This is a genomic window from Pantoea sp. At-9b (genome assembly GCF_000175935.2).
Taxonomy (GTDB): Bacteria; Pseudomonadota; Gammaproteobacteria; order Enterobacterales; family Enterobacteriaceae; genus Pantoea.
Window position 1 is genome coordinate 247,563 of the sequence record NC_014839.1, and the last position, 24,407, is coordinate 271,969.

Consider the following 24,407-nt stretch of genomic DNA (forward strand, 5'->3'; position numbering starts at 1 on the left):
TTTTCGCAGTGCCACCCAGTCAAAAAGTGATGGATGAGAAAGATGACAAGTTAATGATAATAGTAATCACTTGCAACCGCCTTATGTAACTTACGAAGTACAATTAACCAAAGGCATTCATGCCGTCAGTATCGACTTAGGCCTGAAGGATACGGCGACAACGTCAGCGGTGAAAAGCTGGTTGCGGGGCGCAGTCTGGCCACCTGTTGAAGCAGGAATCAGACACTTGGCCTGACTCGAGTAGTTTTAGGTGGGAACGGATGTCTCACGGGTATAGCGAATAATCCATGTAAAGGTACCTATTCTATTATGATTGCAACACTTTCAGACTCTGCTGTAATAATTCCATTCCCCTTGCCAGCTGACGCAGATATTGTGTCTCCAGCATAAGCCAGTAGTGGTCGCTGCATGTATGGCGGTGATGGCCACTGAGTAGCTGCATACCTGGAAAAGCGCCATTGTGGTAACTTAAGTCTGGATGATAATCATCGGCAGCTCTATAACGCAGGCGGTGCCAGAGCCCGACGGCGGTATGCAGATGGTGTGGTGAGGCTGACTGGCATGCCTGTTTTAATTCTCCCAGCAACGTCACCCACGGTTTCAGCGAAAACGCCGGATCAATGATGCTTTGTAACTGTGTCAGCTCGTCGATCATCTGTTGTAGATACTGGTGTACGTCTAAGGGCAGTCTCTCTTCTGTGAGGAGTTGCTGCAGCCAGAGATAATGGATACGGGCATCGCGCAGTAAATTCTCTTCATCAACTTTATCCAGCGTATCCTCTTCCGTATGCCACCACCAGCCACCTCCGCTGCCGGGGGAGAGCGTAGACCGCACCGTTTGGGTTTCACGTAACGCGAAGTGCAGTGGTATACCCACTCCCCAGAAAGATTGATCGGCACCTTTACCGAGTGGGGTGATACGATTGGCCTCATTTCCTGTCACAGCCTGTAACGCCTGATTCAGCCATATCCTAGACTCGGCACCGCTGGCGTTAATCATCAGTTGATCTCCACCAAGACAGCCGGGCGAGTCTACATTTATATGCGCCACTGCATGATGCAGCAGTTCGGCGCGGTGACTATCGGCGTACCAGGCAGAACCGCCATAGCGGGCATTGGAATGGCCTGGCCACCAGGCGATGCGTAACCCGCGTTGAAGTGGTTGTGGATGTCGGGCAAACGCCAGCGCCATTGCCAGACATAATGCGTTGCCTGTGGCGTTATCGGTTAGTCCCTGGTGCCAGGAGTCATAGTGCGACGAGAGCAGCACGAATTCATCGCTGTTCCCTGGAATCTCCACCACAGGCAGGGAACAGGTTGCTACATGTTCGCGTACTTCAGTGGTGATCCGGGCACGCAAAGATCGCTGCTGCAACAGAGCCAGCAATGCGTTTCCCTGTTGCTGATTGATGGAAATGACCGGAAGGCGAGGATAGCGCAGCGTATCTTCGGGCACCGGGCTTCCCCAGATGGGGCCAACGGTCTCTTCATGCAACGCCGTTTCCGGAGAACCCCAGACATGAATTAAACCTGCCGCACCTGCCCGCATCAAACGTTGTACATAATCTTCAAAACCCTGATCGGCAATCACCAGCTTGCCGCGCACAGAGGCACTCCAGTCGGCAAAGGCGTTATCAGTGACAAATGACATCGCCTGGCTATCATAAAACAGCTCGGCCTCACACCCCTGAGGGCAGTGGGCCGAGAACGAACGGGTTTTCGCCTGAAAGCGTATATCCGGAAACGCGGGCAGGCTCAGGCTGGCGGTGAGTGGGTCACTCAGCCACAGCCGACAGCTTTCACGTTTACAGGGGATGCCCTGTTGTTCCAGCAATAAGCACAGTACATCTACGCTGCGTTCGGCATCTTCGCTGCCGGACAATCGATGGAGGTCAGCAAAGGCTTCCAGCAATTGTCGCATGATCGGTTGCCACTCACTGAGTTGCATTGACCGGCTCCGTGCGGGTGACTTTCATCTCCAGATCACCAAAGTAATGCTGCTTAATCTTTTCCCAGGTACCATCGGCCATGACTTTCGCCAGCCCTTCATTTAGCAGCTTCTGCATTTTCTCATCGCCTTTACGCACCCCATAAGCTGAGCCGATGCTGAACAGCAGATCATCACGAACTTCCGGACCAGTAAGCGCAAAATCTTTGCCCTCCGGTTTATTGAGAAAACCATAGGTTACGGCTACCCCAGGACTTAATGCGCCATCCAGACGACCGGCCGCCAGGTCCTGATAAATCACATCCTGATCAGGGTACATCACCACATCCACACCTTTCGGAGCCCAGTATTTGTTGGCGTACATTTCCTGGATTGATCCCTGCTGCACGGCAATACGTTTACCCTGAAGCGACGTCACATCAGGCTGCAAATTGCTGCCCTTATGTGCGACCAGCTTGGTCGGTATATGGTAAATAAAATCACTGAAATCGATTGATTTCTGACGTTTGGCAGTGGCACCCAGCGGGGAGATGAAATCTACCTTACGCGCCATCAATGACGGAATCTCGGCATCAAAGCTGCTGACGACATATTCGCACTTTACCTGCACCGCTTTACACACGGCATTGGTGATGTCAATTTCAAACCCAGTGGGTGTCCCTGCAGCATCGCGATACTGAAATGGTGGATAACTGAGATCCGCTCCGACGCGCAACGTTTCACCGGCCGCCAGCGCCTGAGCACTCAGCGCCATCGTCATAACAGTTAACAGGGTTACAGCAGACTTCATTGGGCTTCTCCAGTTTTCCAGGCAGTAAATTCATCGCGCACCCTTTGTAGTGATGCGGGGTCGAGCAAATCAATCACAGTCATTGCCAAAGCTTTGGCAGCATTCAGCATCGCTTCGTGACCGGCGGTCGAGTCGGCAGCGGCGGCAAATTCCGGCGTATGTGGCACCACATCGCCAATCCGTAGATATGGATGTATGGCCGCAGTGATTTGACTCACGTTACCGATATCTGAGGATCCCACCCCCCCGCGTTGTGGTGCTGCATCAGCGCTGAGCCCCAGTTGTTCGATATTGCGCTGGAACAGCCCGGCCAGCGCCAGATTGTTATTTCGTTCGGCGTAAGTCAGGCCCTGTTCAATCTCCAGACGCGCACCACTCATGGCCGCGGCAGCTGAAGCGGCAGAAAATACTTTCTGTCGCACGGATTCCAGGGCGCCTACGGTCGATGCGCGCAGAAGAAACTTCGCTTCCGCATAGGCCGGTACAATGTTGGTAGCACTGCCGCCATGCGTAATGATGCCGTGCACCCGCACATCATCAGTAAAGAACTGACGTAGGGCGTTAATGCCAACAAAGGTCTGGATGACGCCATCCAGTGCGCTGATACCAAGATGGGGCGCCGAAGCGGCATGTGCGGCTTTACCATAGAACTTAAACACCGCATCGACACAGGCCAGTGCGCCGCGCGTCATCATGTTTTTCTCTCGAGGATGGAACATCATCACAGCGTCGGCACTGGCAAACACTCCGGCATCCGCCATAATAATTTTTCCACCGCCTTCCTCCTCGGCCGGTGTTCCCATGACTTCCAGACTTCCCCGGGTAAAGGTACCACTGTTCACCAGAGCCAGCGCAGCCGCAACCGAGGCGGTGCCAATCAGATTGTGTCCACACGCGTGTCCCAATTCAGGCAACGCGTCATACTCAGCCAGCAAAATCAGTCGAGGGCCGGGGTGACCAGTGTCAAAGCGGGCGCAGAATGCCGTCTCCAGGCCAGCCAGAGGTTGTGTGAGCGTAAAACCTGCCGCTGCCAACGGTGCTTGCAAACGTTGCGCCGCGCGATGTTCGTTAAAGCTTAGCTCCGGATCGCGATGAATCTCATGGGCAAGGCCACACATCGTCTCTCGGATCTTCTCTACCGCATAAATAATTTTTTGTTTCTGCTCATTCATGGTGCAGCATGCGCTCCATTGACACCAAACTGGTGCGTCTAATGTGTTGAATTAAATCCTGTTATTCAGATATACCGCGCTTTAACCTAAAAGCCCAATTGAGCTTTTTTATTACTTGCGTCTGACTGGCAAAAAATATTTTATGGATATGGGCAAACAGGGAAAGCTGAGATGAACGAGAAAGACTGGCTGATTATCTTTACTGTCTGGCAGCAGCAAAATATCACGCGAGCTGCAGAGCAGCTCTACACCTCACAGCCGGCACTGAGCTATCGGCTTAAGCAGATTGAACGCAAGCTGAATGTGCAGTTGTTCGAGGAGAGTGGGCGCAGTCTGATCTTCAGCGCGCAGGGGCGTTACCTGGCACAGCATGCCGCCAAAATGTTGCAAGAGTCGCAGCAGTTGCGACAAACGTTGCATAGCCTCAGCCAGCCACGGCAGGGTGAGTTACGTATTGGTGTCACCAGCAACTATGCTGCCTATCGATTACCTGAAATTCTCGCGCGTTTCAGCGAGGAGCATGGTGGCATTCGCGTCAATCTGGTGAGTGGTTTGAGCGAAGAGATGTATCAAAAACTCCAGCGTGATGAAGTCCACGTGGCATTGGTCAAGGATGACTATCATTGGCGCGATGGTAAACGTCTGGTGGACCTTGATGATTACTGGCTGGTGAGCCAGCAGCCACTCGACCTGCGATTATTACCCCAGCTGCCGCAAATCCGCATCAACCACGGTGGACATATCACTCATTTGATCGAGCGCTGGTGGAATGCCAACTTTAACCTGGCACCCCGTGTGGCGATGCAGGTCGACAAACTGGAGGTATGTCTGGCTATGGTTGAACGTGGTCTGGGTTATGCGATTGTTTCGAGCTACCAGCCGTTGTCCGAACACCTTTGGTGTCAGCCATTGCAGGTAGCGGGTGAGCCATTAAAAAGCCGCACCTGGCTGCTGTATCAGCATGTTAGTAGAGATGCGTCGGTGATTATGCCCTTTGTCGAGATGTTCCCCGACCTGGACCTGTAATGCAGTCGCGTGGTCTTTTTGAATTTTCACCGCGGGGAAATAACGCTAACCGTATGATAAACAATAATTACATAGAGGATTTTCAGCCTGAAAACTCCATGCTGAATACCTGTGTTCGCCCAGAAGAGACAATGTGACATCTCATTCCGTTAAGATAAATCCAATATGAAAGAAAAAATCCAGTTTCAGGGTGTTTTACCGGAAAATTGGCAGGTATCGACTTTTTGTGTATCATGCCAAAAAATCATATTCTTGAGGATGTTATGAGACGCGACTATGGCGATGTGCTGGAAACAGCCAAGCGAGCGCACAGTCTGTTGCAGGGACTGAGCAACCATATTGAACAACAACGTGCTGAATTCAATCAGACTGGCTACTACCAGAGCTGGTCACGTAACGCGGTGGCTAACTTCCCTTTATTGAGTAAGCATGCGGTGGTGGCTGCAATCGGTGATATGGAATCTGCGGGTTACGAGTTTGGCAAAAAGCAGACTGGTAGCACCTCTCAGTATGCGCTGAGTTTGCAAAACGTCATCGATATCTATCAGCATCGCAATGTCCCGAAATACAGAGACAAGCATAAAGGCCCGTTTGTGGTGTTCGTGGTCAATCTCAAAGGCGGGGTATCTAAAACGGTCAGTACTGTGACGCTGGCTCACGGCATGCGTGCCCATCCGGCCCTGCTATATAACGATTTACGCATCCTGGTTATCGATCTCGATCCGCAGGCGTCCAGTACCATGTTTTTAAGCCATAAAGACAGCATCGGTTCAAAAGCAGAAACCGCCGCTCAGGCTATGTTGAATGATCTCGGACGTGACCAGCTGCGCAGTGAATTTATTCAGCCAACGGTAATGCCGGGTGTGGATGTAATGCCTGCATCGATAGATGACGGTTTTGTCGCCAGTGACTGGGACGCGCTGGTGCAGCAGTATCTGCCGGGTGTCGCGCCATCGGAAGTGCTGCGTCGCAATGTAATTGACCGCCTGGCTGACGACTATGATTTTATCTTCGTCGACACTGGACCTCATCTTGACTCCTTCATGCTGAACGCCATTGCTGCCAGTGACATTCTGCTGACGCCAACACCGCCTGCACAAGTCGATTTTCACTCAACTATGAAATATCTTACCCGTCTGCCCGAGATGCTTGAGCGGATTGAGAAAGAGGGCGTGGAACCTCGCCTGAAAGCGAACATAGGCTTTATGTCTAAGATGACAACCAAACATGATCATCTCACTTCGCAAAGTTACGCCCGTGAGGTCTTTACCAAATCGATGTTGGATGCATCACTACCACGGCTCGATGGTTTCGAACGTTGTGGAGAGTCCTTTGACACGGTAATAAGTGCTAACCCCATTTCATATCCGGGCAGTGCCGATGCACTGAGAAAAGCTAAGTATGAAGCAGAGCAGTTCTCCCGCGCTGTTTTCGATCGAATTGAATACATCAGGAGCACACTGTGAGTACACATAAAACGGTACAACGTATTGGCCGTACAATGGGACAGACGGCTATCGCCAGCTTTATTGACAACAATAATGCCTCGCGCACGTTTACCCTTAAATCTGGAAAGAGCGCTACCTTTACCCGGCAACTGATCCCACATGACGATATTGCATCGCGCACCTATGTCGATGCACAGGTCAATGGCCGCGATCAGACCACATTGACTGAAGCGTCGGTGAGGGATATCACGCGCACCATCGGTCTACAACAATTCTTTCCGGCGATTGGTCGTCAGAAAGATGGTCGTATCGAGATAATGGATGGTTCACGGCGCCGTGCCGCCTGCCTGTTTGCGGGTGCCAGCCTAGAAGTGCTGGTCACCAGTGATGAACTGGATATTGGTGATGCGCGTCAACTTGCGGCAGACATTCAGACGGCGAAAGAACATAACCTGCGTGAATTGGGGCTGCGTTTTGCACTTATGAACCAAAATGGAATGAGTAAAAGCGACATCGCAAAAGCTGAGGGGATCTCCAACGCCAAAGTGACACGCGCCTTTCAGGCCGCATCCGTTCCGGCGGAACTGATCGCGTTATTTCCAGTGGTTTCGGAACTGACACTTCCGGATTATCAGCTGCTGCTGGATGTGACTGACAATGCCAGAGCCGAAAGCGTCGAAATCAGCGATGTCGCTGAGCAAGTACTCAGGCTTATAAATGAGAATTCGCAGCAGGTCAGCACCGCCGATGAACAGAAGAATCAGATCCTCGGCCATTTCCGTGTGGCAAGACGTAACCTCGTGCCGCCAAAGCCCAAAACCCTGGTAACGGAAAAACTGGCCGATTTTGAAGACCGCAATATCCAGGCCCGGCGGAAAGTGAGCGCAGAAAAACGTTCTGTCAGCTATGAATTTGTGCGTTTACCTAAGGACACCGTTGACCAGATTGAAGGTGCAATCAGGGAAATCCTGCGAAGTGTGAAAGGCGCAAAAATTAGAGAGTGACAGCGTGGTGTTATGCTTAGTGCTGACAGGGGGATGAAATAGCAGAAGGATCATCACTGAGATGAACACGCACCTGAATGCACCCAGACCCAGTGTACTGAGATAGTTATAAATTCTGCGTTGTGTGGGCTTGATACAAAGGAATAAAGAATAGTGCATCGGAACTTATTAGCAATGCATCCCGATTCAGATTGCACTATTTCTATTCCTTGCGTGCTGTGATTGATATTGTTTACAACAGACTGAAATGTATCTTCTGTAAATCAAGTCATAGAAGTCATCCTGACCAGCTCCCCGTTGATTAATACACCGCGATGTTAGTAATGTCTTCAGAATGCTCCTCCTGACCCAAAATCCCGCGCCCTTAAGAAACAGAATTCCGGCATTATCTACACTCCCTGTATGGAGGTGGTTCTGTTGAAAAAATCACGATTTACCGAAAAGCAGATTGTTTTGCCCTGAAGCAGGTCGAACTAGGGACGTTCGTGCCAGAGGTTTGTCGTAATCTGGTATTTCTGATGCCACGTTATTTATATATGGCGGGATTTCTCCTTCAGAACTGAAGCACATGCGGCAGCTTGAGGAAGAGAATCTCAGGACGAAGAAGCTGGTTGCCGATCTGAGCCTCGACAAAGCCATGCTGCAGGATGTGCTGGCAAAAAAGAACTGGCGCTTGCGCACATGTGCGAATGGTTCCGGGACCGGCAGACACGCTACTGGGCCAGCTAGAGGCAGGCCTGTTTTGTACTATAGGTTGGCCGCAGCTCTTTCCACTACCATTCTGTGGTGGCAGACGACAGTGCACTACACCTTCGTATCAGGGAGATCACGGAAACCCGTGTGGATTACGGATACCGGCGGGTTCACATCCAGCTCAGACTGGAAGGCTGCGGGGTAATCATAAACGTATTTATCGATTCTACAGCGAGCAGGGTCTGTCCCTGCGTCTCAAACTGCCACGCCGGAATAAATCGGCACAGCGTCGATAAACCCAACCTCAAGGGTTGTTCCGAATCATGTCAGGGGTATGGACATTACTCTGACGCATTATTTGACGGGCATCGGTTACGTCTGTAGACAGTAATCGAACACTAAACGCGCGAAGGTCTGGGAGGATCTGCGTGGGCCAGAATCTGCGCTCAACGGAGGTTGCAGAGATGCTGAACACCATTGCGCTAAGACGTCATTTACCACAGTTGCTGAGAACAGATAACGGCTCTGAATTTGCAGGAAAAATGCTGGACAAATGGGAGTATGGTCGAGGGATCAGTATATACTTCTCACGATCGGGAACACCAACGGACAATGCCACGGAGGAGTCGTTCAACGGCAGGCTGCGACAGGAATACCTGAACGAAAACTGGTTCATGTCCCTGTAGGATGCGCGGTGCAAAATCGAGGCTTTGCGCATACAATATAATCAGAGACGTTTCCATTCTGCACTGGGCTGGATGACGCCATCTGAATTTGCTGAGGAGTCTGCCGGTTGCCAGAATAATATGCAGCCAACATGAAACCGGTTATTCCTGATTACGGCTGGACCATATTCGGGGTCAGGGTCACCAAACAACATTATTAACTGAACGTTGTATCTAATACTGTGGGCAGGTCAGATTTTAAATCCATTTCGGAATTTAAGTGAGAGACAGAGGCTTTATGCGTGATGCATGAATGTGATGTATGCTAAGTTGATTAGTCTTATGTTCGTTTTCTCGGGTGGAATGAAGTGGATCTGATTGGGCTGTAGTTGTGATTCTATTTTTCCTAATGCTCTGTCATTGGTTTTAATAGCATGAAAGGGTTTTATATAAATAACATATATTGCAGACATTTAAGTTAAGTAGGTTCTCGCATGGTGAGACTAATTATAATCCTGGTCAAGAAATTAACTGTTAAAATAGACATGGATGAAGGGGGGGGAATAGATAGTTTATGGGTTTAAAGACGCAACATTAACGGTTTTGTTTTAAACAATTGATTTTATTTGTTTTTATCCGTTACTTGTAGGGCAATGTAAAGGATGCTATTTTTTTGTTGAATGTAACCCGGAATTGTTAGGGTGTGTTGTTTTAATGCATCATCCAACAGGTTGTTTAATAAAATTAAAGTGAAAGAGCAGGTGAAGCCCGGTGTTAAAAATGCCATGCATAATGGTAGATGGGATTCAACGTCCTCTGAAGAGGTGTTTTGTTTTCGGCATTTTACTTTTTATAAATAACATATGCCGAATAAATTATAATCGCTCAAACATCAATCGGTTATACTCCCGCTATCTGCCATAGAGGCAGTCATAAAATAATGTCTAAAATTATTCGGGAGTTGGTTTATGCATACATATATGACCTATAAAAAAAATAAAATTATACCATTTATACTCACGTCAGTAGGGTTGGTTCTTCCGGCTATGGCACTCTTATCAGCACCAAAATTAGCTAATGCTGAAGAGAAATTTTTGATTAAAGTCGGCATTATGAGTGGTGAAGACGAAGACGTTTGGCGAGAAGTGGTAAAGCAGGCTGCCAATAGAGGGCTGGTTGTAAAGACGGTGGTTTTTAATGATTATAATCAGCCGAATGAAGCCTTACAGGATGGAGAAGTGGATGCCAACGCATTTCAACACCAGCCATTCCTCAATAATCAAATCAAAGTTAATCATTATGACATCGTGCGAGTTGGCGATACCGCAGTGTGGCCGATTGGTCTATATTCGAAAAAGGTGAAATCGGTAACCGAGCTGAAAACATATTCGGTAGTTGGTGTCCCTAATGATCCGGCAAATGAAGCCCGTGGTCTGAATCTGTTACAGCAGGAAGGCTTAATAAAATTGAAACCAGGCGCGGGAATTTTCGCAACCACCGCAGATATCACAGACAACCCGCGGCATATTCAGATCAAAGAACTGGACGCCGGTATCATCGGACGTTCCGTTCCTGACCTGGATGCAGCGATCGTGAATACCGACTGGGCGCTGAAAAGTGGTTTGAGTAAGGCAGATCGTATTGCTCAGGAAAGAGTAAAAGATAACCCATACAATAACTTTATCGCGGTGAAAAAAGAGAACATCAATGCCCCATGGGTCAAAACGCTGGTGGCTTCGTATCAGAATGATGCGGTTAAAAGCGTGTTTGATAAGGTGTATCAAGGTACGGGGATTACTGCCTGGTAACCTGCAGAGGGGCGAGCCTCCTCCAGTGACACAACGTCCAACGTAATAGATCACTGTGGCGAATCACCCTCTCTCACGCGTATACAGTGTTGTACAACTCGCTGGATGGCTCATTTCTTGACTGATGGATAACCTGGTTGACTCATCTGATGAAACAACATGTGGGTAATTTGATTTGACGTTAAAGTGCTTTGAGGCGTATCTGCCTGCGAGTGGCGTTGGCAGATGCGTGTTTTAAGAGGGGGGTGCTTTTCGTCAAAGCATTCCTGTACAGGTTTAAGCATAGCATCATAACTTCCACATCGAGGGGCAGAAACAATTTTCACTTGCTACTCAGCTAAAAATTCTCAAAATCATCGAAATAATGCCTTAACAGCAGTAACGCAAAATTGAGACATTGTTATGTTTTTCTGAATCCGCATCTTGTCAAGGAGCATCATCAGTAACAAGCGTTAGCGCGGAAATGGCTGTGCGAGTAGAGCTAAGTATAACTTTGATGAAGTCAATGCGATCTGTAGATATGACTTAGCTATTTGTGCCATTTGTACGTAAGTTAAATCAGCATGATACGGTTCTCTTTAAATAAGATATATTTTGAATATCTTGCTACTAAATAGCTCGTTATTTAAATTCAATCTTGAAGTAATCAACTGATATACGGACATTTAACCAATTTAATAGTGCGATATATAATAGCGTGATTAATTCAAGGGGATCATCATGAAACTGAGCAAAACTTTTTAGCCGCAGCCTTAACTGCTGTCTCTGCGTAGAGTGTAGTGGGGGAGCCAGAACGATACGTACAGTCATTCCTCACTGCTCTTAATAGAAGCCGCGGCAAACCCATTGAACAGTATCACCTCATGATGCAAGTGAGGTGCTGATTGTTGCCCAGAAAGGAGTCGTGTTGCTTGCCGCAGACGTAACTGAAAAAACATTGAAGATAATGGACAGCCGCTGAAGCTTAATATTGTGAAAGGTACACGGCACGTTGCTATTATTTATGTTCTTCCACAGCGGTGGTTCGGTGTTGGGTTACTTCCCAACCCATGAAAGTCTGGTGCGTGACCTGATGGTGGAATCGGAAGTAGCGGCGGTTTTCGCTAATTACACCCTCTCCGCCGAAACTCATTTCCCGGTTGCTATTAATCAGGACTATGCCGCCACACGTTGGGTTACAGCACATGGACAGGAAATTGGCGTCGTCGGTACACGCTTGGCGCTGTGGGTAACAGCGTAGGGGGCAATATGGTAGCTGCAGTAGCGTTGCAGGCAAAACAGCAGCACACCCCGGCGATTCGTTATGACGTGTACTGACGCGCACTTTGATACCCTTCTTATCACCAGTACGGGAATGGCTACTTTCTGACACGCAATATTATGAAGTGGTCTGGAGTGTCTATACCACCATAGAGAGCGAACGCAACAACATTCTGACTTCTACGCTGCGTGCTACCCGTGAGCAATTGCAGGGCTTGCCGCCGACATTACTTCAGACCTCCGAGTTAAATGTGCTGCGTGATGAAGGCGAAGCGTTTGGTCGTAAACTGGATGAGGCCGGGGTAGATGTAACCGTCACGCGCAATAACGGTCTAATCCACGACTATGGTCTGCTGAATCCGCGGAGTAATGTGCCGGCAGTGAAAACGTCTCTGCGCCAGGCGGCGGAAGAGTTGAAAACCTACCTGAAATAATGTTATAGCTCAGGTTAATCTCTTGGTCCTCATACTTTTACTCCTGCGTAACGCCCTCCATGCATCCTAACACCTAGCAAAAAATACGCTATTTCAGGTAATGAGATACACGCAACTGTTCTATAGGAAAAGATAATATTGAATGGACAATCACACGAAGAAGCATAGTTACCCGTCTCTTTTTTGCCAATTGATGTGATGACGTTCAGTGAAGAATAACCGTTAATACTTACGTGCTTGGCAACCAGGTAACATTTTGGAAAATGCGTAAGTGAAGTTGTGCTTAATGATTAATTTTAAAAGTGTTGTTGTTGCAAATTTAGGCAGGATTGGTATCAGCCCTCGAACCCAGTCTGGGCCTGTATTCGTGCCATTCATCAGCATTAATAATGCAGGAAACATAATCTTAATAGTTCAGTAACGGAACTAGTAGATCTGTTTTTAAATGCTAATCAATCATTTAATGTTGGTTTTAGCAGGTCAAGCGAAGAATTTCGTTACATTTCATTAACATGGTTGGCGCGGTGAGTCTTAAGAGTTAAGTGCTCGTAAGGTGACCGCTAATATCCAACTGTATTTTATCAAAAAATTGTTCCCACCTGGATTATCTAACTGATTTTTATGGCGTAAAGCCATTAAATACCCATCCCTAACCCAATATCTGGGGCAATATTCTATTCATTCGATTTAGGAAAGGATCGATCGATCAAAGATTTTTTTTTGATAGGTAAAAACATAGGCAAAAACGATCATAAGGTGTTTATTGATTGGTATTAGTGATCATAGAATGAGAATCATCTGATGCGTGTTATGGAAAACATCCTCATGAATCTCAGCGAAGTCTTAACAGGTAAAGTTATCAGTGGTTTTGAAGCAGAGCCGATAGTTGACAGAGCAGGGAACGTTCTGGCGGTAAAGATACGCACAGACAGTGCCACACCAGGGTGGTTCTTCCGGCAAACGGGTAAGATAGGCAAAGAACAGAAAAAAAACTGTTGAAGGAACAACTCAATATTATTAGTCACAAAACAGCATATTTTCAAAATAATAATATTTTATGCTCTATCAGCATTGATTTTGATATGGCCGCGATCTTGATACAGGAAGAGGAGATCGCAGATTTAGCCAAATCAAAACCCTTTTTACGTTTAGAGATTTCAGAAGGCTTTCCAAATCTATCCGATGGTAGAAGTAATAGGGTCTTGCAGGCGTTAGCCGAAGAGTACCGCTTGTGGTTGGGAGATTTAGGTTCAGGCGAATCTAGCCTGAGAGCATTGCAGGAAAATCTCTATGACGCCGTAAAGATTGATAATGATTTTTTTAAAATCTACAGCAACTCAGGTATCTGGCCAGTCGTTATCAAGAACATAATGCGATATTGTCAGTTTATCATCATCGAAGGTGTGGAAAGTACTGAGCAATACCATGCCATCGAAAAGGATATCAAAGCGGTTCAAGGTGGATTTTTTAAAAGCGTAAGATTTGAAAATATCGAAAGTTTAAATAAGAAATTCATATTATAACCCTGCATTTTTACTATAAGTCTTTTTTTTACAGCAAACTGGCAGCGTTGTCCTGCACATTATTTATATTTTTGCCAGCGTCGCAAGGGCGACGCTGCGTCTGTTGTTTTAATTATTTCTTTTCAGGCTATTGGCGCCAGTAAGCTAAGGGCGGTAGCGTGCCTGAAACGTCAAGAATGAGTGAGTAGTAAAGTAGTAAAAAATATCATTCATTATCGCTAATAACCAAAGAGGTAACATTATGAAAATCACAGCAATAACTACGTTGTTATTAACCGGTTTGCTGAGTTTGAGTGTAAACGCAGCGGAAGAAACGACTACGCAACAAACAGCAGCGGCACAGAATGTGGGTGCGCCAGCCGGTGAAAGCGCGACAAGTTATGCATCGGGAACCAGCGTGGTAGTGGGTGTTTCTGCGATTTCCGCGCTGACAGCGCTTGCTTTGGCAGCACAGGCTAACGATAGCAGTAGCACCGGAACGACCACCACCACCACTACCAGCACCACAGGCAGATAGTTGTAACCAGACAGCGGAGGGCATCGCAAAGGTGTCAGAGAGATATGAGGATAATATCTGATGATTACTATTTAAGTCTGGGTTTACGGGAAGCTTTAAAAGTCCACGAAGGCGGACTCAAGGACATGACTATCTCGTTAAGTTCTGACCTGAAAACCCTCAGACTGTATAAAGACATAAGCATTTATTCTAATGAGAAGTTTTTTGTCGGTAATTGCCTGACAACCTTTGTGATGAGTTACCAATTAGATGATGGGCTTACTCCTTTACATCACAAATTGTACCGGCTCATCGCTGAAAGAAAAACCATGTATCTGACTCCGCGAGAAATCGATGTTTTGAAAGATTTACTGGACGGACGAAACATTCTTGAGATCTCAAGGAATTGCGGGCTTAGCCCAAAAACAATCAGTGCACAAAAAAATTCAGGTTTAAAGAAACTGAAGGTCAGTAATTTACATATGTTGCATCGAGACATTTCATCATTCAGAAATCTGTTTTATGGAAAACAACGCAGCCACGCAGGGATGGATTTCTAAAGGTGGGTAATGACGTTTCCCTTTACTATGCCTCTTTAGCAAATTGATAAAGAGGCCTTATTTTCTTGCATTTAATAGGATGATAGTTCAACTCATGATGATGAAATTGCCTTTCAGATTATCCGCTATTGCGGTATCTGTTTTTTTTCTTTCTGCCTGCACCATCGTTCCCGGCCAACATTTATCAACGAGTGATAAAGATGTGGTAGAGCAGATGGATTCGAATACGGACATTAGCAAATACGTTACTGTTTATCCGCTAACACCAAAATTGCTTGATTCGCTGCAACCACAAAAAGTAATGTCCAGCGCCAACCCACAGCTGGAAGATGAAATCAAAAATTACCAGTACCGTATCGGCATTGGTGATGTCTTGATGGTGACGGTATGGGATCACCCTGAACTGACTACACCAGCCGGGCAATACCGCAGTGCCAGCGATACTGGTAACTGGGTGAACACCGATGGCACCATCTTTTATCCTTATATTGGCAAGGTACATGTTGCAGGTCGCACGATCGATGAAGTCCGTAACGAAATCACCGAACGTCTGAGAACCTATATTGAAAGCCCACAAGTTGATGTCAGCATCGCCGCGTTCCGATCGCAAAAAGCCTATGTGACCGGGGAAGTGGTGCGATCGGGCCAGCAGGCCATCAGCAATATCCCCCTAACGGTGATGGACGCGATCAATGCTGCAGGTGGTTTAGCCCCGGATGCGGACTGGCGCAATGTGGTGCTGACTCACAATGGAAAAGACAGCCTGATTTCTTTACAAGCCTTAATGCAGCAAGGCGATCTCCGTGAAAACCGTTTGCTGACACCTGGGGACATTTTGTTTGTACCGCGTAATGACGACCTGAAAGTATTCGTGATGGGCGAAGTTAATAAACAGTCCACGCTCAAGATGGACCGCAGCGGTATGACGTTAGCTGAAGCGCTCGGTAATGCCGAAGGTGTTTCACAGGAATTGGCGGATGCATCGGGGATCTTTGTGATCCGTCAACTACATAACCCGGCAGGGAAGGGGAAGCTAGCCAATATTTACCAGCTAAATGCGAAAGATGCTGCGGCGATGGTGATGAGTACTTCTTTCCAGTTGCAGCCGTATGACATCGTCTATGTCACTGCCGCACCAATTGTGCGTTGGAACCGTGTTATTTCGCAATTGGTTCCGACGATTGGCGGCGTGCATGACCTTGTCCAATCTGGACAGTACATCCGCGAGTGGTGATGAGTATGTTTGATTCAATTCTGGTGATTTGCACTGGGAATATTTGTCGGTCTCCGATAGCGGAACGAGTTTTGCGGCAAGCATTTCCTGGAAAAAAAATCGATTCGGCAGGTATTGGGGCATTAGTTGGGGAACCCGCAGATCCAGGTGCAGTTCGCGTTGCTGAAAAATATGGTATTTCACTCTTCGAACACTACGGAAGACAGTTCGATGTTTTGCAGGCTAGTCAATATGAATTACTACTGGTAATGGAAAAAGAACAGATGGAAGAAATTAGCCGTCGTGCGCCTGAATTGCGCGGGAAAACGATGTTGCTTGGTCATTGGATTGGTAATAAGGATATACCCGACCCATATAGAAAGAGTAATGAAGCCTTTGAATCAGTTTTCAAATTGATTGAAAAAGCATGCCAGTGCTGGGTTGCAAAACTTATTGACTAAAGTCAGGATGAAAAATGATGTTAACCTCAATTGAAAATAAAGTCAGGAATGAAGGATCAGAGGGCTATGATATTAGCCGTATCGTCGGGGAAATTCTTGATGGATGGAAAGTAATTTTATCCGTCTGTTCAATTTTTCTGATGTTGTCGATTTGCTACGTTCTATTTTCAACCCCTGTATATAAAGCTAGTGCTATATTGCAGATAGAGCAAAATCAAGGTAATGCAATATTAAACAGTCTTAATCAAATATTGCCGGACTCGCAGCCCCTCACTGGTCCTGAAATATCAATTATTCAATCAAATATGATTGCAAGTAGAGTGGTTTCAGATTTAAATCTACAAACATCAATTGAACCTGATTATTTCCCTATTTTTGGTAGAGGCTGGGACAGACTATTCGGAGTAAAAAGAGGTAGTGTCGAGATCAGTGATTTGTTTATAGAGGGAACGACAACGAAGAATCCTCAGAAACTGATTTTAACTGTTATAGATAAAGAACATTATAAGGTAGAGATTAATGATGAGGAAATAAACGGAGTAGTAGGCAATGCTCTTATTTCCGAAGGATTAACTATTAAGGTCGATAAGATCAGTGCAAATGTAGGTGCGACATTTGTAGTTAAGTATTTGACTAAATTGAGAGCAGCAAATGACCTTTTAAATAATTTAGATGTTGCGGACCAAGGCAAAGATAGTGGGATATTAAGAGTCACTTTTACGGGCACTGATCAAAATAAAATTGAAAATATCCTAAACAAGATAAACGAAAGTTATGTAAATCAAAACGTGGAGCGTCAGGCTGCTCAGGATACAAAAAGTCTTGAGTTTTTGAAAAACCAACTACCTGAAGTAAGAAATGAATTAGATGTTGCAGAAGATAAACTAAATGAGTACAGAAAGAAAAAAGACTCAGTAGATTTATCTCTTGAAGCTAAGTCTGCATTAGATCAATTGGTCAATATTGATAATCAATTAAATGAATTAACATTTAAAGAGGCCGAAATTTCACAGTTATACACAAAAGAGCATCCGACTTACAAATCTCTTTTAGAGAAAAGGAAAACATTGCAACAAGAAGAGGATACTCTGAATAAGAAAATCTCGTCAATGCCAGCAACACAGCAGGGTGTATTAAAACTGAGCCGGGATGTAGAGTCGGGAAGAGCTGTCTATATGCAGTTGCTTAGTAGGCAGCAAGAATTAAATATCGCGAAGAACAGTGCAATTGGCAATGTTAGAATAATCGATTCTGCGATTGTTGGTGTTGATCCGGTAAAACCAAATAAAATATTGGTTGTTTTGATGGGGTTAGTAATTGGTCTAATTTTATCTATTGGTCTGATTATTTTAAGGAATGCATTGAGAATAGGTTTGGTATCGCCACAACAACTTGAAGACGAAGGTATCAATGTATATGCAAGCATTCCAGAATCAACATGGCTAAAACGCAATATAAAGAACAGAAGTAAAGGAGGACATAACTCTGGGGATAAAAATCATGCGCTGCTTGCAATAGATAATCCAGCTGATATGTCCGTAGAGGCAATACGAAGTTTAAGAACAAGTTTACATTTTGTAATGGCCGAAGCTACAAACAACATTCTGATGATATCTGGTTCCACAGAGAATGCTGGAAAAACTTTTGTTAGTGCTAATCTTGCTGTTTTGTCGGCGCAGGCAGGTAAAAAAGTACTAATCGTAGATGCTGATATGAGAAAGGGTACAGCTCATAATCTTTTGGGTGTAGAGATAAAAAATGGATTGTCGGATATATTAAGTGGAGAAAAGAAACTAGAGAGTGTAATTAACAGACTGGAAAACTATAACTTAGACTTCATCACTCGCGGTAAGATTCCAGCTAATCCTTCTGAACTGCTTATGAGTGATAGAATGCAAGAATTTATAGAAGAAATAAAAAGCAAATATACCCTGATTATTATAGATACACCGCCTGTTTTATCTGTTACGGATGCAGAAATTGTAGGTGCCTATTGTGGAGCAAATATGCATGTCGTCAGATACGACGTTAACACTTTAAAAGAGATCCTTCTGAGCAGATCAAAATTCCAAAAAAGTGGTAGTTTCTTAACTGGATGTGTCTTGAATGGTATAACGCGAAGGAGTAGCCGTTATGGGTATAGTTATGGATATTATGGTCATAATTACAGTGAAGTTCCTGATTAAAGCAAGATAAAAATTAGGATGTGTAGCAAAATTACTACTTGAGACTTAAAGGATGATTTACACATCATTGTTTATTCTGGTTACTATAGCGATACTAACATTTTTATATTCGATGTTAACGGGAAAGGTTGGGATTTTTTTCACGCAATGGGTAGTTTACCTTGTATGGTTCTTTTGTGTTCCTGCATTCTTACAGTACTCCGCCCATCAGTTTCCGTGGCCAAACTATCCTAAAGATAACGAGATAAATGAGGTAAACACAATGTCGATTGTGTTTACTCTCTTTTTATTTATTGGTTACTCTTTATGTTTCAAAAAAACAAGCGAAAAAAGCACAAGTGGGTATAGATATTCAGTTACAACAATGACTAATGTTTTGGCGATAATAATGTTGCTACCAGCTGTTGTATTCATTCAAATTACAGGTGTTGGTTCCTTTTTTTCAGGGCGCTCGTCACTGGGAGAAATGGTATATGCAGATAGTTTTATGCCGATGCTCTATGCATTGTCAAAATTTGTTGCCTTTGGAGTCTTGGTCGTATACTTGTCGTTATGGAAAACAAAAACAAAAGATTTCAAATATGCTAGTGGTGCGACTATTGTCTTGATGATGTCTGTAGTGGTCAATTTTATAATTAACAATCCGTTATCGAGTCCAAGGTTTCACTTCCTGAGTATGACAATTGCTTTAGTCATTTTGGCAGGATTTATGAATAGTAAAAAATCCTTTGTTATTCTATTTTTTGCTTCACCTATCTTATTGTTTATTCTTTTCCCCGCAATTAAGCACATTGGAGACTCTTCGCAAGATTTTAAGACGTATGATACGGCAAGTTATATCGTGCAGGGTGTGGATTTTGATTCATTCCAACAATTGGTGAATATATTAAGATATGTCCAGGATAAAGGATATTCTTATGGAATGAATTTCATTGCCGGTGTCTGTTTCTTTATACCACGATTTATATGGGAATCGAAGCCTAGCAATTTAGGGATATTAGCAGCTGATCATCAAGGTTATTTTTATACTAATTTAAGTGCGCCACTAGTTGGGGAATTGTATTATGCGGGGAATTTTATATTTATAATACTAGGTGCTGTCATATTAGGTGGGTTGACAGGGAAGGCAGATTCGTTACTGCGAAATAGAGCCATTTCATCAATGTATTTAACAGGTTTATGGATTTCTTCATTCGCATTTATTGTATTCCGAGGATCATTCGGTTCGGTAGCTCCACCTATAACATTAGGACTATGTTCATCATTAATTTTATTCGCAAGCACGAGAAAAATACCAAAGTCCTAAATTTAATAAATGAAAAAATTACAGGTCAAGGGATAGAAGCACTCTATGAGAAAAATCATAATGTTCACAAGATCTTTACCCATGCACGGTGTTGGTGGTATGGAGGTTGTGGCGTGGGATTTAGCCCAATCTTTGTCCAGGTTAGGGTGTGATCTAGAAATAATAACTACTGAAACAAAAGAATTTAAAGGAAAACATGTAATAAATGGAGTCCCAATACATTTCATTGAAGGAGTAAGAGCTGGGAAATATTCAAGGAAATGGTGGAAAAGATCAAAAGAAATTTTTGATCTAAATTATAAAGAAAAATGCGACTGTGTGTTCAGTGTGAGCACAGGTGCGTATGGTTTACTCAGAGATAAAATGAGTTACAACGATATAGACTTCGTAATCCAGATTCATGGAACAGCATGGGGAGAATTAATATCTAAATTAAAATCCAGAACCCTAAAAGGATTCTTGACATGGCCTAAAAATTTATCATGGATGTTTAGAGATTTGGTCAATTATAACAATTTCGATAGAGTAATCAGTATCGGTAAGCAAGTGTCTGATGATCTTTCAAAATGGCCATACGCAAAAATCATAGCCCCTGATAAACATATAATGATAAAAAACGGGATAGACCATGTTTTGTTCTCACCCAATGAAGTAATCAAAAATGAAGTTTTAGAAAAATACCAAATTCCCAAGAATAAAAAACTGATAGTAACTGCATGCCGTCTTCATGAACAAAAAGGGGTTTTGAATTGTCTAAGAACACTGGAAAAAATAAAAGATGACATACAGTTATTTTATGTTGTTGTAGGTTCTGGCCCACAAGAAGGTTATCTTAAAAAAGTTACTAATGAGTTAGGGCTTACAGATAGAGTTCTATTTACAGGTTCATTATCGAGACCACAAATTGCAGAGCTCGAAAGTGCTTGTGATTTATTTTTATTTCTCACTGACCGTGTTGAGGGATTACCACTGAATGTGCTTGAGGCATCTGCGGTGGGTCTTGATATTGTTATTTCTGAGCAAGTGAAACTTTTTGATTCGATTAGAATAACGTCAGTAAATCCAAAGGAGTACGCAAAAAACGCTAAAATAATAGTTGATAAATTGTCAGCTACAGAATCGTTGACCAATGCCTACTTACCGTCCGAGTATACGCTTGATTACACTGCAGAAAAATATCTGGAAACTATATGCCAGATTAAAAAGGAGCAGAAGTGAAAAAAGCTATCACATCATTGGTGAGTGGTAATTTAGCATCGAAGCTCTTAGGCCTGATAAGAGAAATGGTGGTCGCAGCTTTATTCGGAACAGGATACGTTAATGGAGCATATCGTGTAGCACAAACTGGAACTTTAGTACCTGTCAACTTTCTTGTAAGCGATAGTCTGACAGCTTTTATACCATTGTTCAAAAAGTTCAGAGAGGACGATGAAGATAAGGCCTTACTTTTTTTTTGGTTGATGCAGCTCTTCTTTCTCATTTTCTCGGTTGTGCTAACTTTAGGGGCATTTTTATTTGTAGATGAGTGGTTGAGCTTACTCGCTCCTGGGTTAGACCCAAAGACAAGAGCGTTGTCTGAATCAATGTTACTAATAATGAGCTTGGGTATAATTTTATACTTGAGTTCAGCGCTAATAAATTATATTGAAATGGCAAACGAAGATTTCACACCAATGTCACTTCGACCATCAATACAAAATTTAGGCATGCTTGTAGGCGCTTTTTTTGCTTATTATCTCCATGACCCACTTTATTTAGCATGGGGATTTACAGTGGGTTATGTTTTCTTCTTTTTGTGGGTGTTGAAAAGAGGCCTGAAGAAAAAAATTATTGCATTCCCAAGTAAAATACAACGCATTGATATTAAGGATGTAATGCAATCTTTCTGGGCAACTATCAAACCTTTAGTATTTTTACCCTTTTTATATCAGGGTAACATTGCGATAGAACGAGCAGTTGCAACTCTAATTAGTTTAACCGCAATATCAGCTCTGGATTACGCAAAGTTTATCAACGAAACTTTGCTTCTTATAGTGTCAACGCCAGTTGCATTAGTTGGTCTTGTGAATTGGTCAGGTGAAACAAAACAAGGCTTAACGTTAAAGTTAGCAAAAGCAATAAAAATAATATTAATTATCTCACTACCTATTTCATTATTCATTTATCTGAATTCAGAAATGATAGTTTCAATTTTATTCGAAAGAGGGCGTTTTAATAAAGAGTCAATTGATGTCACAGCAATGATTTTGAAAGGTATGTCTATTGGTTTATGGGCTAATGTTGTTGGATATGTACTCGTAAAAGCATTAACTGCTCAGTTTAGAAATGGAACAGTCTTAATAATTATGTTCTTTAGTGTGGTTTCTAATGCTCTTTTCAATATCCTATTTTATGAACATTATCGAGAAATATCTTTAGGCTTAGGTAATTCATTATATGGGATTGTAATGTTTATATCTGCAATGACATATTTAAAGCTGTGGGGTGAATTTAAAACAATAATACCACCGATATTAATATCTTCAGTTATTTATCTTGTGGTTTCATATTCACTTAACATGAACGATAGGTCAATGTTCACTTTCTATATTAATAGTGCTGTGTTCTTGTTATTTTGGAGTGGGTGCGTATTTCTAATTCCATCCTGGAGAGTGCTAATTGTTAAGGAGATAGTAAGTCGTGGCAAAAAATAGAATAAAACCAATACATCTTCTTTCGTTGTTAAACGTTATAATTCTAAAAATTAGGTTTGGTAGTAAAATAAAGTTAGATATAAGAAAGGTTTTCATTCATCCAAGTGCTACTGTAAATATTAAAGGTGAAGGAAGAATAAAAATAAGCACAACTGGCGGAAGAGTTTACATCTCTAAAGGTTCATCTATTTTAGCCTCTGGTGGTGAGTTGGAAATTGGAAGCGGTGTTTTTTTTAATAGTAACGCGCATATTGTGTGTCATAAAAAGATAATAATAGGGGATGACTGTATGTTTGGTCATAATATTTGCATTTTTGACTCAGACCATCGCTTTGATATTCCTGGTAGTAAGTTTAGTTCCCAGGGGTATGTTGTGCGTGAAATATGCATTGCGAATAATGTCTGGGTCGGGGCAGGTTCTGTAATAACTAAGGGAACAAGTATTGGGTCGAATGTTGTCGTTGGTGCTAATTCTGTCGTCAGAGGTTCGTTGGACGAGAAGAGCTTATACGCAGGCAATCCGGTCAAACGGGTAAGAGGAATTTATGAATAAATATATAATACTATTATCAACTGCAGATTGGGATAACCCCTTTTGGACAAATAAACAACATGTTGCAGTGGAGCTTGCCAGATTAGGTTATAAAGTATTATATGTTGATTCTTTAGGTCTGAGAAAGCCTGGTCTGAATAAAAAGGACATGAGACGTGTTTTTTTAAGAATTTTCAAAGCACTGAAACCACCTAAAAAAGTGAGCGATAACATATGGGTTTGGTCTCCGATTAATTTGCCATGGAATAATATTTCAATTGCGCGATTCGTAAATAAAACTTACTTGCGTTTATTCCTTTCGGTTTGGAGTAAGACTCTTAAATTCAAAAGTCCGATTTTATGGACTTACAATCCTTTAACAACGGAGTTTCTCGACCCAAGTAAATACGAGAAAACAATATATCATTGCGTGGATGAGATCAAAGAGCAGCCCGGAATGCCGAGAGAAATATTGGAAAGGGAAGAGATAAAGTTATTGCAGGTTTCGGATGCTATTTTTGTTACCGCCCCTCAGCTCTATGAAAGTAAGAAGAAATGGAATAGTAATATTTTTTATTTTTCTAATGTTGCTGATTACAGTCATTTTAACAAGGCAGTTACGGTAGACTATGAACTACCTGAAGAATTAAGAAGTTTAAAAGGTCCGTTTATAGGATTTATCGGCGCAGTAAGCAACTACAAAGTGGATTTTGAACTTTTAGAGTATATCGCCAGTTCACGGCCAGATTATAATTTTGTAATTATAGGGCTCGTTGGTGAGGGAGAACCAGGAACAAATGTAAACATATTAAAAAAATATTCTAATATACATTTTCTAGGACCAAAAAGTTACGATGCTTTACCGAGTTACTTAAGGTTCTTCGATGTGGCGCTCTTACCAAATAGGTTAAATGAGTACACTGACAACATGTTCCCTATGAAATTCTTCGAGTATCTTGCAGCAGGTAGGCCTGTAGTGAGTGTCAATCTTTCATCAATTCGTGAATTTGATGGAGTGGTTAAAATTGGTCACTCTCACAGTGAGTTCCTCAGGCATATAGATGATTGCCTGGAGGAAAATAACTCAAGACAACTGGATTTTCTTAATCTTGCGAAAGAGTATACCTATGAAACAAGAATGAAAAAGATGCTAACGGCAATTAATGAAATTTAGGCAAATCAGCATTAA

The 24,407-nt window shown here is 43.5% G+C and carries 19 protein-coding genes and 2 pseudogenes; 18 read left to right on the forward strand and 3 right to left on the reverse strand.

The window, feature by feature from the left end; translation table 11 throughout:
* Positions 1–307 precede the first annotated feature (307 nt).
* From PAT9B_RS25075 to PAT9B_RS25085, 3 genes are read right to left on the reverse strand one after another with little or no spacing between them, the layout of a single operon-like run.
* On the reverse strand, positions 308–1,948 hold the full coding sequence (locus tag PAT9B_RS25075) for a M28 family peptidase (RefSeq protein ID WP_013512100.1): 1,641 nt from the start codon (positions 1,946–1,948) through the stop codon (positions 308–310).
* Positions 1,935–2,738, reverse strand: coding sequence for a transporter substrate-binding domain-containing protein (locus PAT9B_RS25080; protein ID WP_013512101.1), 804 nt, complete (start codon positions 2,736–2,738; stop codon positions 1,935–1,937). The genes PAT9B_RS25075 and PAT9B_RS25080 overlap by 14 nt, the downstream gene beginning before the upstream one ends.
* A complete protein-coding gene (locus PAT9B_RS25085) occupies positions 2,735–3,910 on the reverse strand; it encodes a M20 family metallopeptidase (protein WP_013512102.1) in 1,176 nt (391 codons plus the stop codon). Before PAT9B_RS25085 ends, PAT9B_RS25080 begins: the two co-directional genes overlap by 4 nt.
* Positions 3,911–4,081: 171 nt before the next feature.
* Between PAT9B_RS25085 and PAT9B_RS25090 the strand changes: the two genes are divergently transcribed.
* From PAT9B_RS25090 to PAT9B_RS25175, 18 genes and pseudogenes are all read left to right on the forward strand, one after another.
* The gene (locus PAT9B_RS25090; RefSeq protein WP_013512103.1) at positions 4,082–4,936 is read left to right on the forward strand and encodes a LysR family transcriptional regulator; all 855 of its coding nucleotides are present in this window, start codon (positions 4,082–4,084) and stop codon (positions 4,934–4,936) included.
* A 263-nt stretch (positions 4,937–5,199) separates the two neighbouring features.
* Positions 5,200–6,402 carry an AAA family ATPase gene (locus PAT9B_RS25095; RefSeq protein ID WP_013512104.1) on the forward strand — a complete coding sequence of 401 codons (1,203 nt, stop codon included), beginning with the start codon at positions 5,200–5,202 and terminating at the stop codon, positions 6,400–6,402.
* Between the two features lie 35 nt (positions 6,403–6,437).
* The gene (locus PAT9B_RS25100; protein WP_041526217.1) at positions 6,438–7,388 is read left to right on the forward strand and encodes a ParB/RepB/Spo0J family partition protein; all 951 of its coding nucleotides are present in this window, start codon (positions 6,438–6,440) and stop codon (positions 7,386–7,388) included.
* Positions 7,389–7,805: 417 nt separating this feature from the next.
* A pseudogene (locus PAT9B_RS25110) lies at positions 7,806–8,902 on the forward strand (IS3 family transposase).
* 812 nt (positions 8,903–9,714) lie between these two features.
* On the forward strand, positions 9,715–10,554 hold the full coding sequence (locus PAT9B_RS25115) for a MetQ/NlpA family lipoprotein (protein WP_013512106.1): 840 nt from the start codon (positions 9,715–9,717) through the stop codon (positions 10,552–10,554).
* A 779-nt stretch (positions 10,555–11,333) separates the two neighbouring features.
* Positions 11,334–12,248 (forward strand): annotated as a pseudogene (locus tag PAT9B_RS25120) (alpha/beta hydrolase).
* An 801-nt stretch (positions 12,249–13,049) separates the two neighbouring features.
* Positions 13,050–13,247 (forward strand): hypothetical protein, encoded by a 198-nt coding sequence (locus tag PAT9B_RS25125; RefSeq protein ID WP_013512108.1) that lies wholly within the window; start codon positions 13,050–13,052, stop codon positions 13,245–13,247.
* On the forward strand, positions 13,244–13,771 hold the full coding sequence (locus PAT9B_RS25130; protein WP_013512109.1) for an EAL domain-containing protein: 528 nt from the start codon (positions 13,244–13,246) through the stop codon (positions 13,769–13,771). Before PAT9B_RS25125 ends, PAT9B_RS25130 begins: the two co-directional genes overlap by 4 nt.
* Before the next feature lie 241 nt (positions 13,772–14,012).
* Positions 14,013–14,288 carry an exopolysaccharide production protein YjbE gene (gene yjbE / locus PAT9B_RS25135; protein ID WP_013512110.1) on the forward strand — a complete coding sequence of 92 codons (276 nt, stop codon included), beginning with the start codon at positions 14,013–14,015 and terminating at the stop codon, positions 14,286–14,288.
* A 125-nt stretch (positions 14,289–14,413) separates the two neighbouring features.
* Positions 14,414–14,827 (forward strand): helix-turn-helix transcriptional regulator, encoded by a 414-nt coding sequence (locus PAT9B_RS25140; protein ID WP_190274691.1) that lies wholly within the window; start codon positions 14,414–14,416, stop codon positions 14,825–14,827.
* Positions 14,828–14,924: 97 nt separating this feature from the next.
* Complete coding sequence (locus PAT9B_RS25145; protein WP_041526219.1) at positions 14,925–16,061, forward strand: polysaccharide export protein; 1,137 nt, start codon at positions 14,925–14,927, stop codon at positions 16,059–16,061.
* Between the two features lie 5 nt (positions 16,062–16,066).
* The gene (locus PAT9B_RS25150) at positions 16,067–16,501 is read left to right on the forward strand and encodes a low molecular weight protein-tyrosine-phosphatase (RefSeq protein WP_041526220.1); all 435 of its coding nucleotides are present in this window, start codon (positions 16,067–16,069) and stop codon (positions 16,499–16,501) included.
* Between the two features lie 14 nt (positions 16,502–16,515).
* Positions 16,516–18,687: a polysaccharide biosynthesis tyrosine autokinase gene (locus PAT9B_RS25155; RefSeq protein ID WP_013512114.1), complete on the forward strand. Its 2,172-nt coding sequence runs from the start codon at positions 16,516–16,518 to the stop codon at positions 18,685–18,687.
* Positions 18,688–18,949: 262 nt separating this feature from the next.
* Positions 18,950–19,993: a hypothetical protein gene (locus PAT9B_RS25160; protein ID WP_150105868.1), complete on the forward strand. Its 1,044-nt coding sequence runs from the start codon at positions 18,950–18,952 to the stop codon at positions 19,991–19,993.
* Positions 19,994–20,038: 45 nt separating this feature from the next.
* On the forward strand, positions 20,039–21,211 hold the full coding sequence (locus tag PAT9B_RS29480) for a glycosyltransferase family 4 protein (RefSeq protein ID WP_049792236.1): 1,173 nt from the start codon (positions 20,039–20,041) through the stop codon (positions 21,209–21,211).
* Positions 21,208–22,686, forward strand: coding sequence for a murein biosynthesis integral membrane protein MurJ (gene murJ / locus PAT9B_RS25170; protein WP_013512117.1), 1,479 nt, complete (start codon positions 21,208–21,210; stop codon positions 22,684–22,686). The genes PAT9B_RS29480 and murJ overlap by 4 nt, the downstream gene beginning before the upstream one ends.
* On the forward strand, positions 22,673–23,239 hold the full coding sequence (locus PAT9B_RS30030) for an acyltransferase (protein WP_013512118.1): 567 nt from the start codon (positions 22,673–22,675) through the stop codon (positions 23,237–23,239). The genes murJ and PAT9B_RS30030 overlap by 14 nt, the downstream gene beginning before the upstream one ends.
* Positions 23,232–24,392 (forward strand): glycosyltransferase, encoded by a 1,161-nt coding sequence (locus PAT9B_RS25175; RefSeq protein WP_013512119.1) that lies wholly within the window; start codon positions 23,232–23,234, stop codon positions 24,390–24,392. The genes PAT9B_RS30030 and PAT9B_RS25175 overlap by 8 nt, the downstream gene beginning before the upstream one ends.
* The last annotated feature ends 15 nt before the right edge of the window (positions 24,393–24,407 follow it).

What these genes read in the sequence shown, in the direction of transcription:
- PAT9B_RS25080 (WP_013512101.1), bottom strand. Translation starts at nt 2,738, where the DNA reads ATGAAGTCTGCTGTAACCCTGTTAACTGTTATGACGATGGCGCTGAGT.
- PAT9B_RS25145 (WP_041526219.1), top strand. Translation starts at nt 14,925, where the DNA reads ATGATGAAATTGCCTTTCAGATTATCCGCTATTGCGGTATCTGTTTTT.
- PAT9B_RS29480 (WP_049792236.1), top strand. Translation starts at nt 20,039, where the DNA reads ATGAGAAAAATCATAATGTTCACAAGATCTTTACCCATGCACGGTGTT.
- PAT9B_RS25125 (WP_013512108.1), top strand. Translation starts at nt 13,050, where the DNA reads ATGCGTGTTATGGAAAACATCCTCATGAATCTCAGCGAAGTCTTAACA.
- PAT9B_RS25155 (WP_013512114.1), top strand. Translation starts at nt 16,516, where the DNA reads ATGATGTTAACCTCAATTGAAAATAAAGTCAGGAATGAAGGATCAGAG.
- PAT9B_RS25090 (WP_013512103.1), top strand. Translation starts at nt 4,082, where the DNA reads ATGAACGAGAAAGACTGGCTGATTATCTTTACTGTCTGGCAGCAGCAA.
- PAT9B_RS25100 (WP_041526217.1), top strand. Translation starts at nt 6,438, where the DNA reads ATGGGACAGACGGCTATCGCCAGCTTTATTGACAACAATAATGCCTCG.
- PAT9B_RS25140 (WP_190274691.1), top strand. Translation starts at nt 14,414, where the DNA reads ATGACTATCTCGTTAAGTTCTGACCTGAAAACCCTCAGACTGTATAAA.
- PAT9B_RS25115 (WP_013512106.1), top strand. Translation starts at nt 9,715, where the DNA reads ATGCATACATATATGACCTATAAAAAAAATAAAATTATACCATTTATA.
- PAT9B_RS25175 (WP_013512119.1), top strand. Translation starts at nt 23,232, where the DNA reads ATGAATAAATATATAATACTATTATCAACTGCAGATTGGGATAACCCC.
- yjbE (WP_013512110.1), top strand. Translation starts at nt 14,013, where the DNA reads ATGAAAATCACAGCAATAACTACGTTGTTATTAACCGGTTTGCTGAGT.
- PAT9B_RS25095 (WP_013512104.1), top strand. Translation starts at nt 5,200, where the DNA reads ATGAGACGCGACTATGGCGATGTGCTGGAAACAGCCAAGCGAGCGCAC.
- PAT9B_RS25160 (WP_150105868.1), top strand. Translation starts at nt 18,950, where the DNA reads ATGTCGATTGTGTTTACTCTCTTTTTATTTATTGGTTACTCTTTATGT.
- PAT9B_RS25075 (WP_013512100.1), bottom strand. Translation starts at nt 1,948, where the DNA reads ATGCAACTCAGTGAGTGGCAACCGATCATGCGACAATTGCTGGAAGCC.
- PAT9B_RS25085 (WP_013512102.1), bottom strand. Translation starts at nt 3,910, where the DNA reads ATGAATGAGCAGAAACAAAAAATTATTTATGCGGTAGAGAAGATCCGA.
- PAT9B_RS25150 (WP_041526220.1), top strand. Translation starts at nt 16,067, where the DNA reads ATGTTTGATTCAATTCTGGTGATTTGCACTGGGAATATTTGTCGGTCT.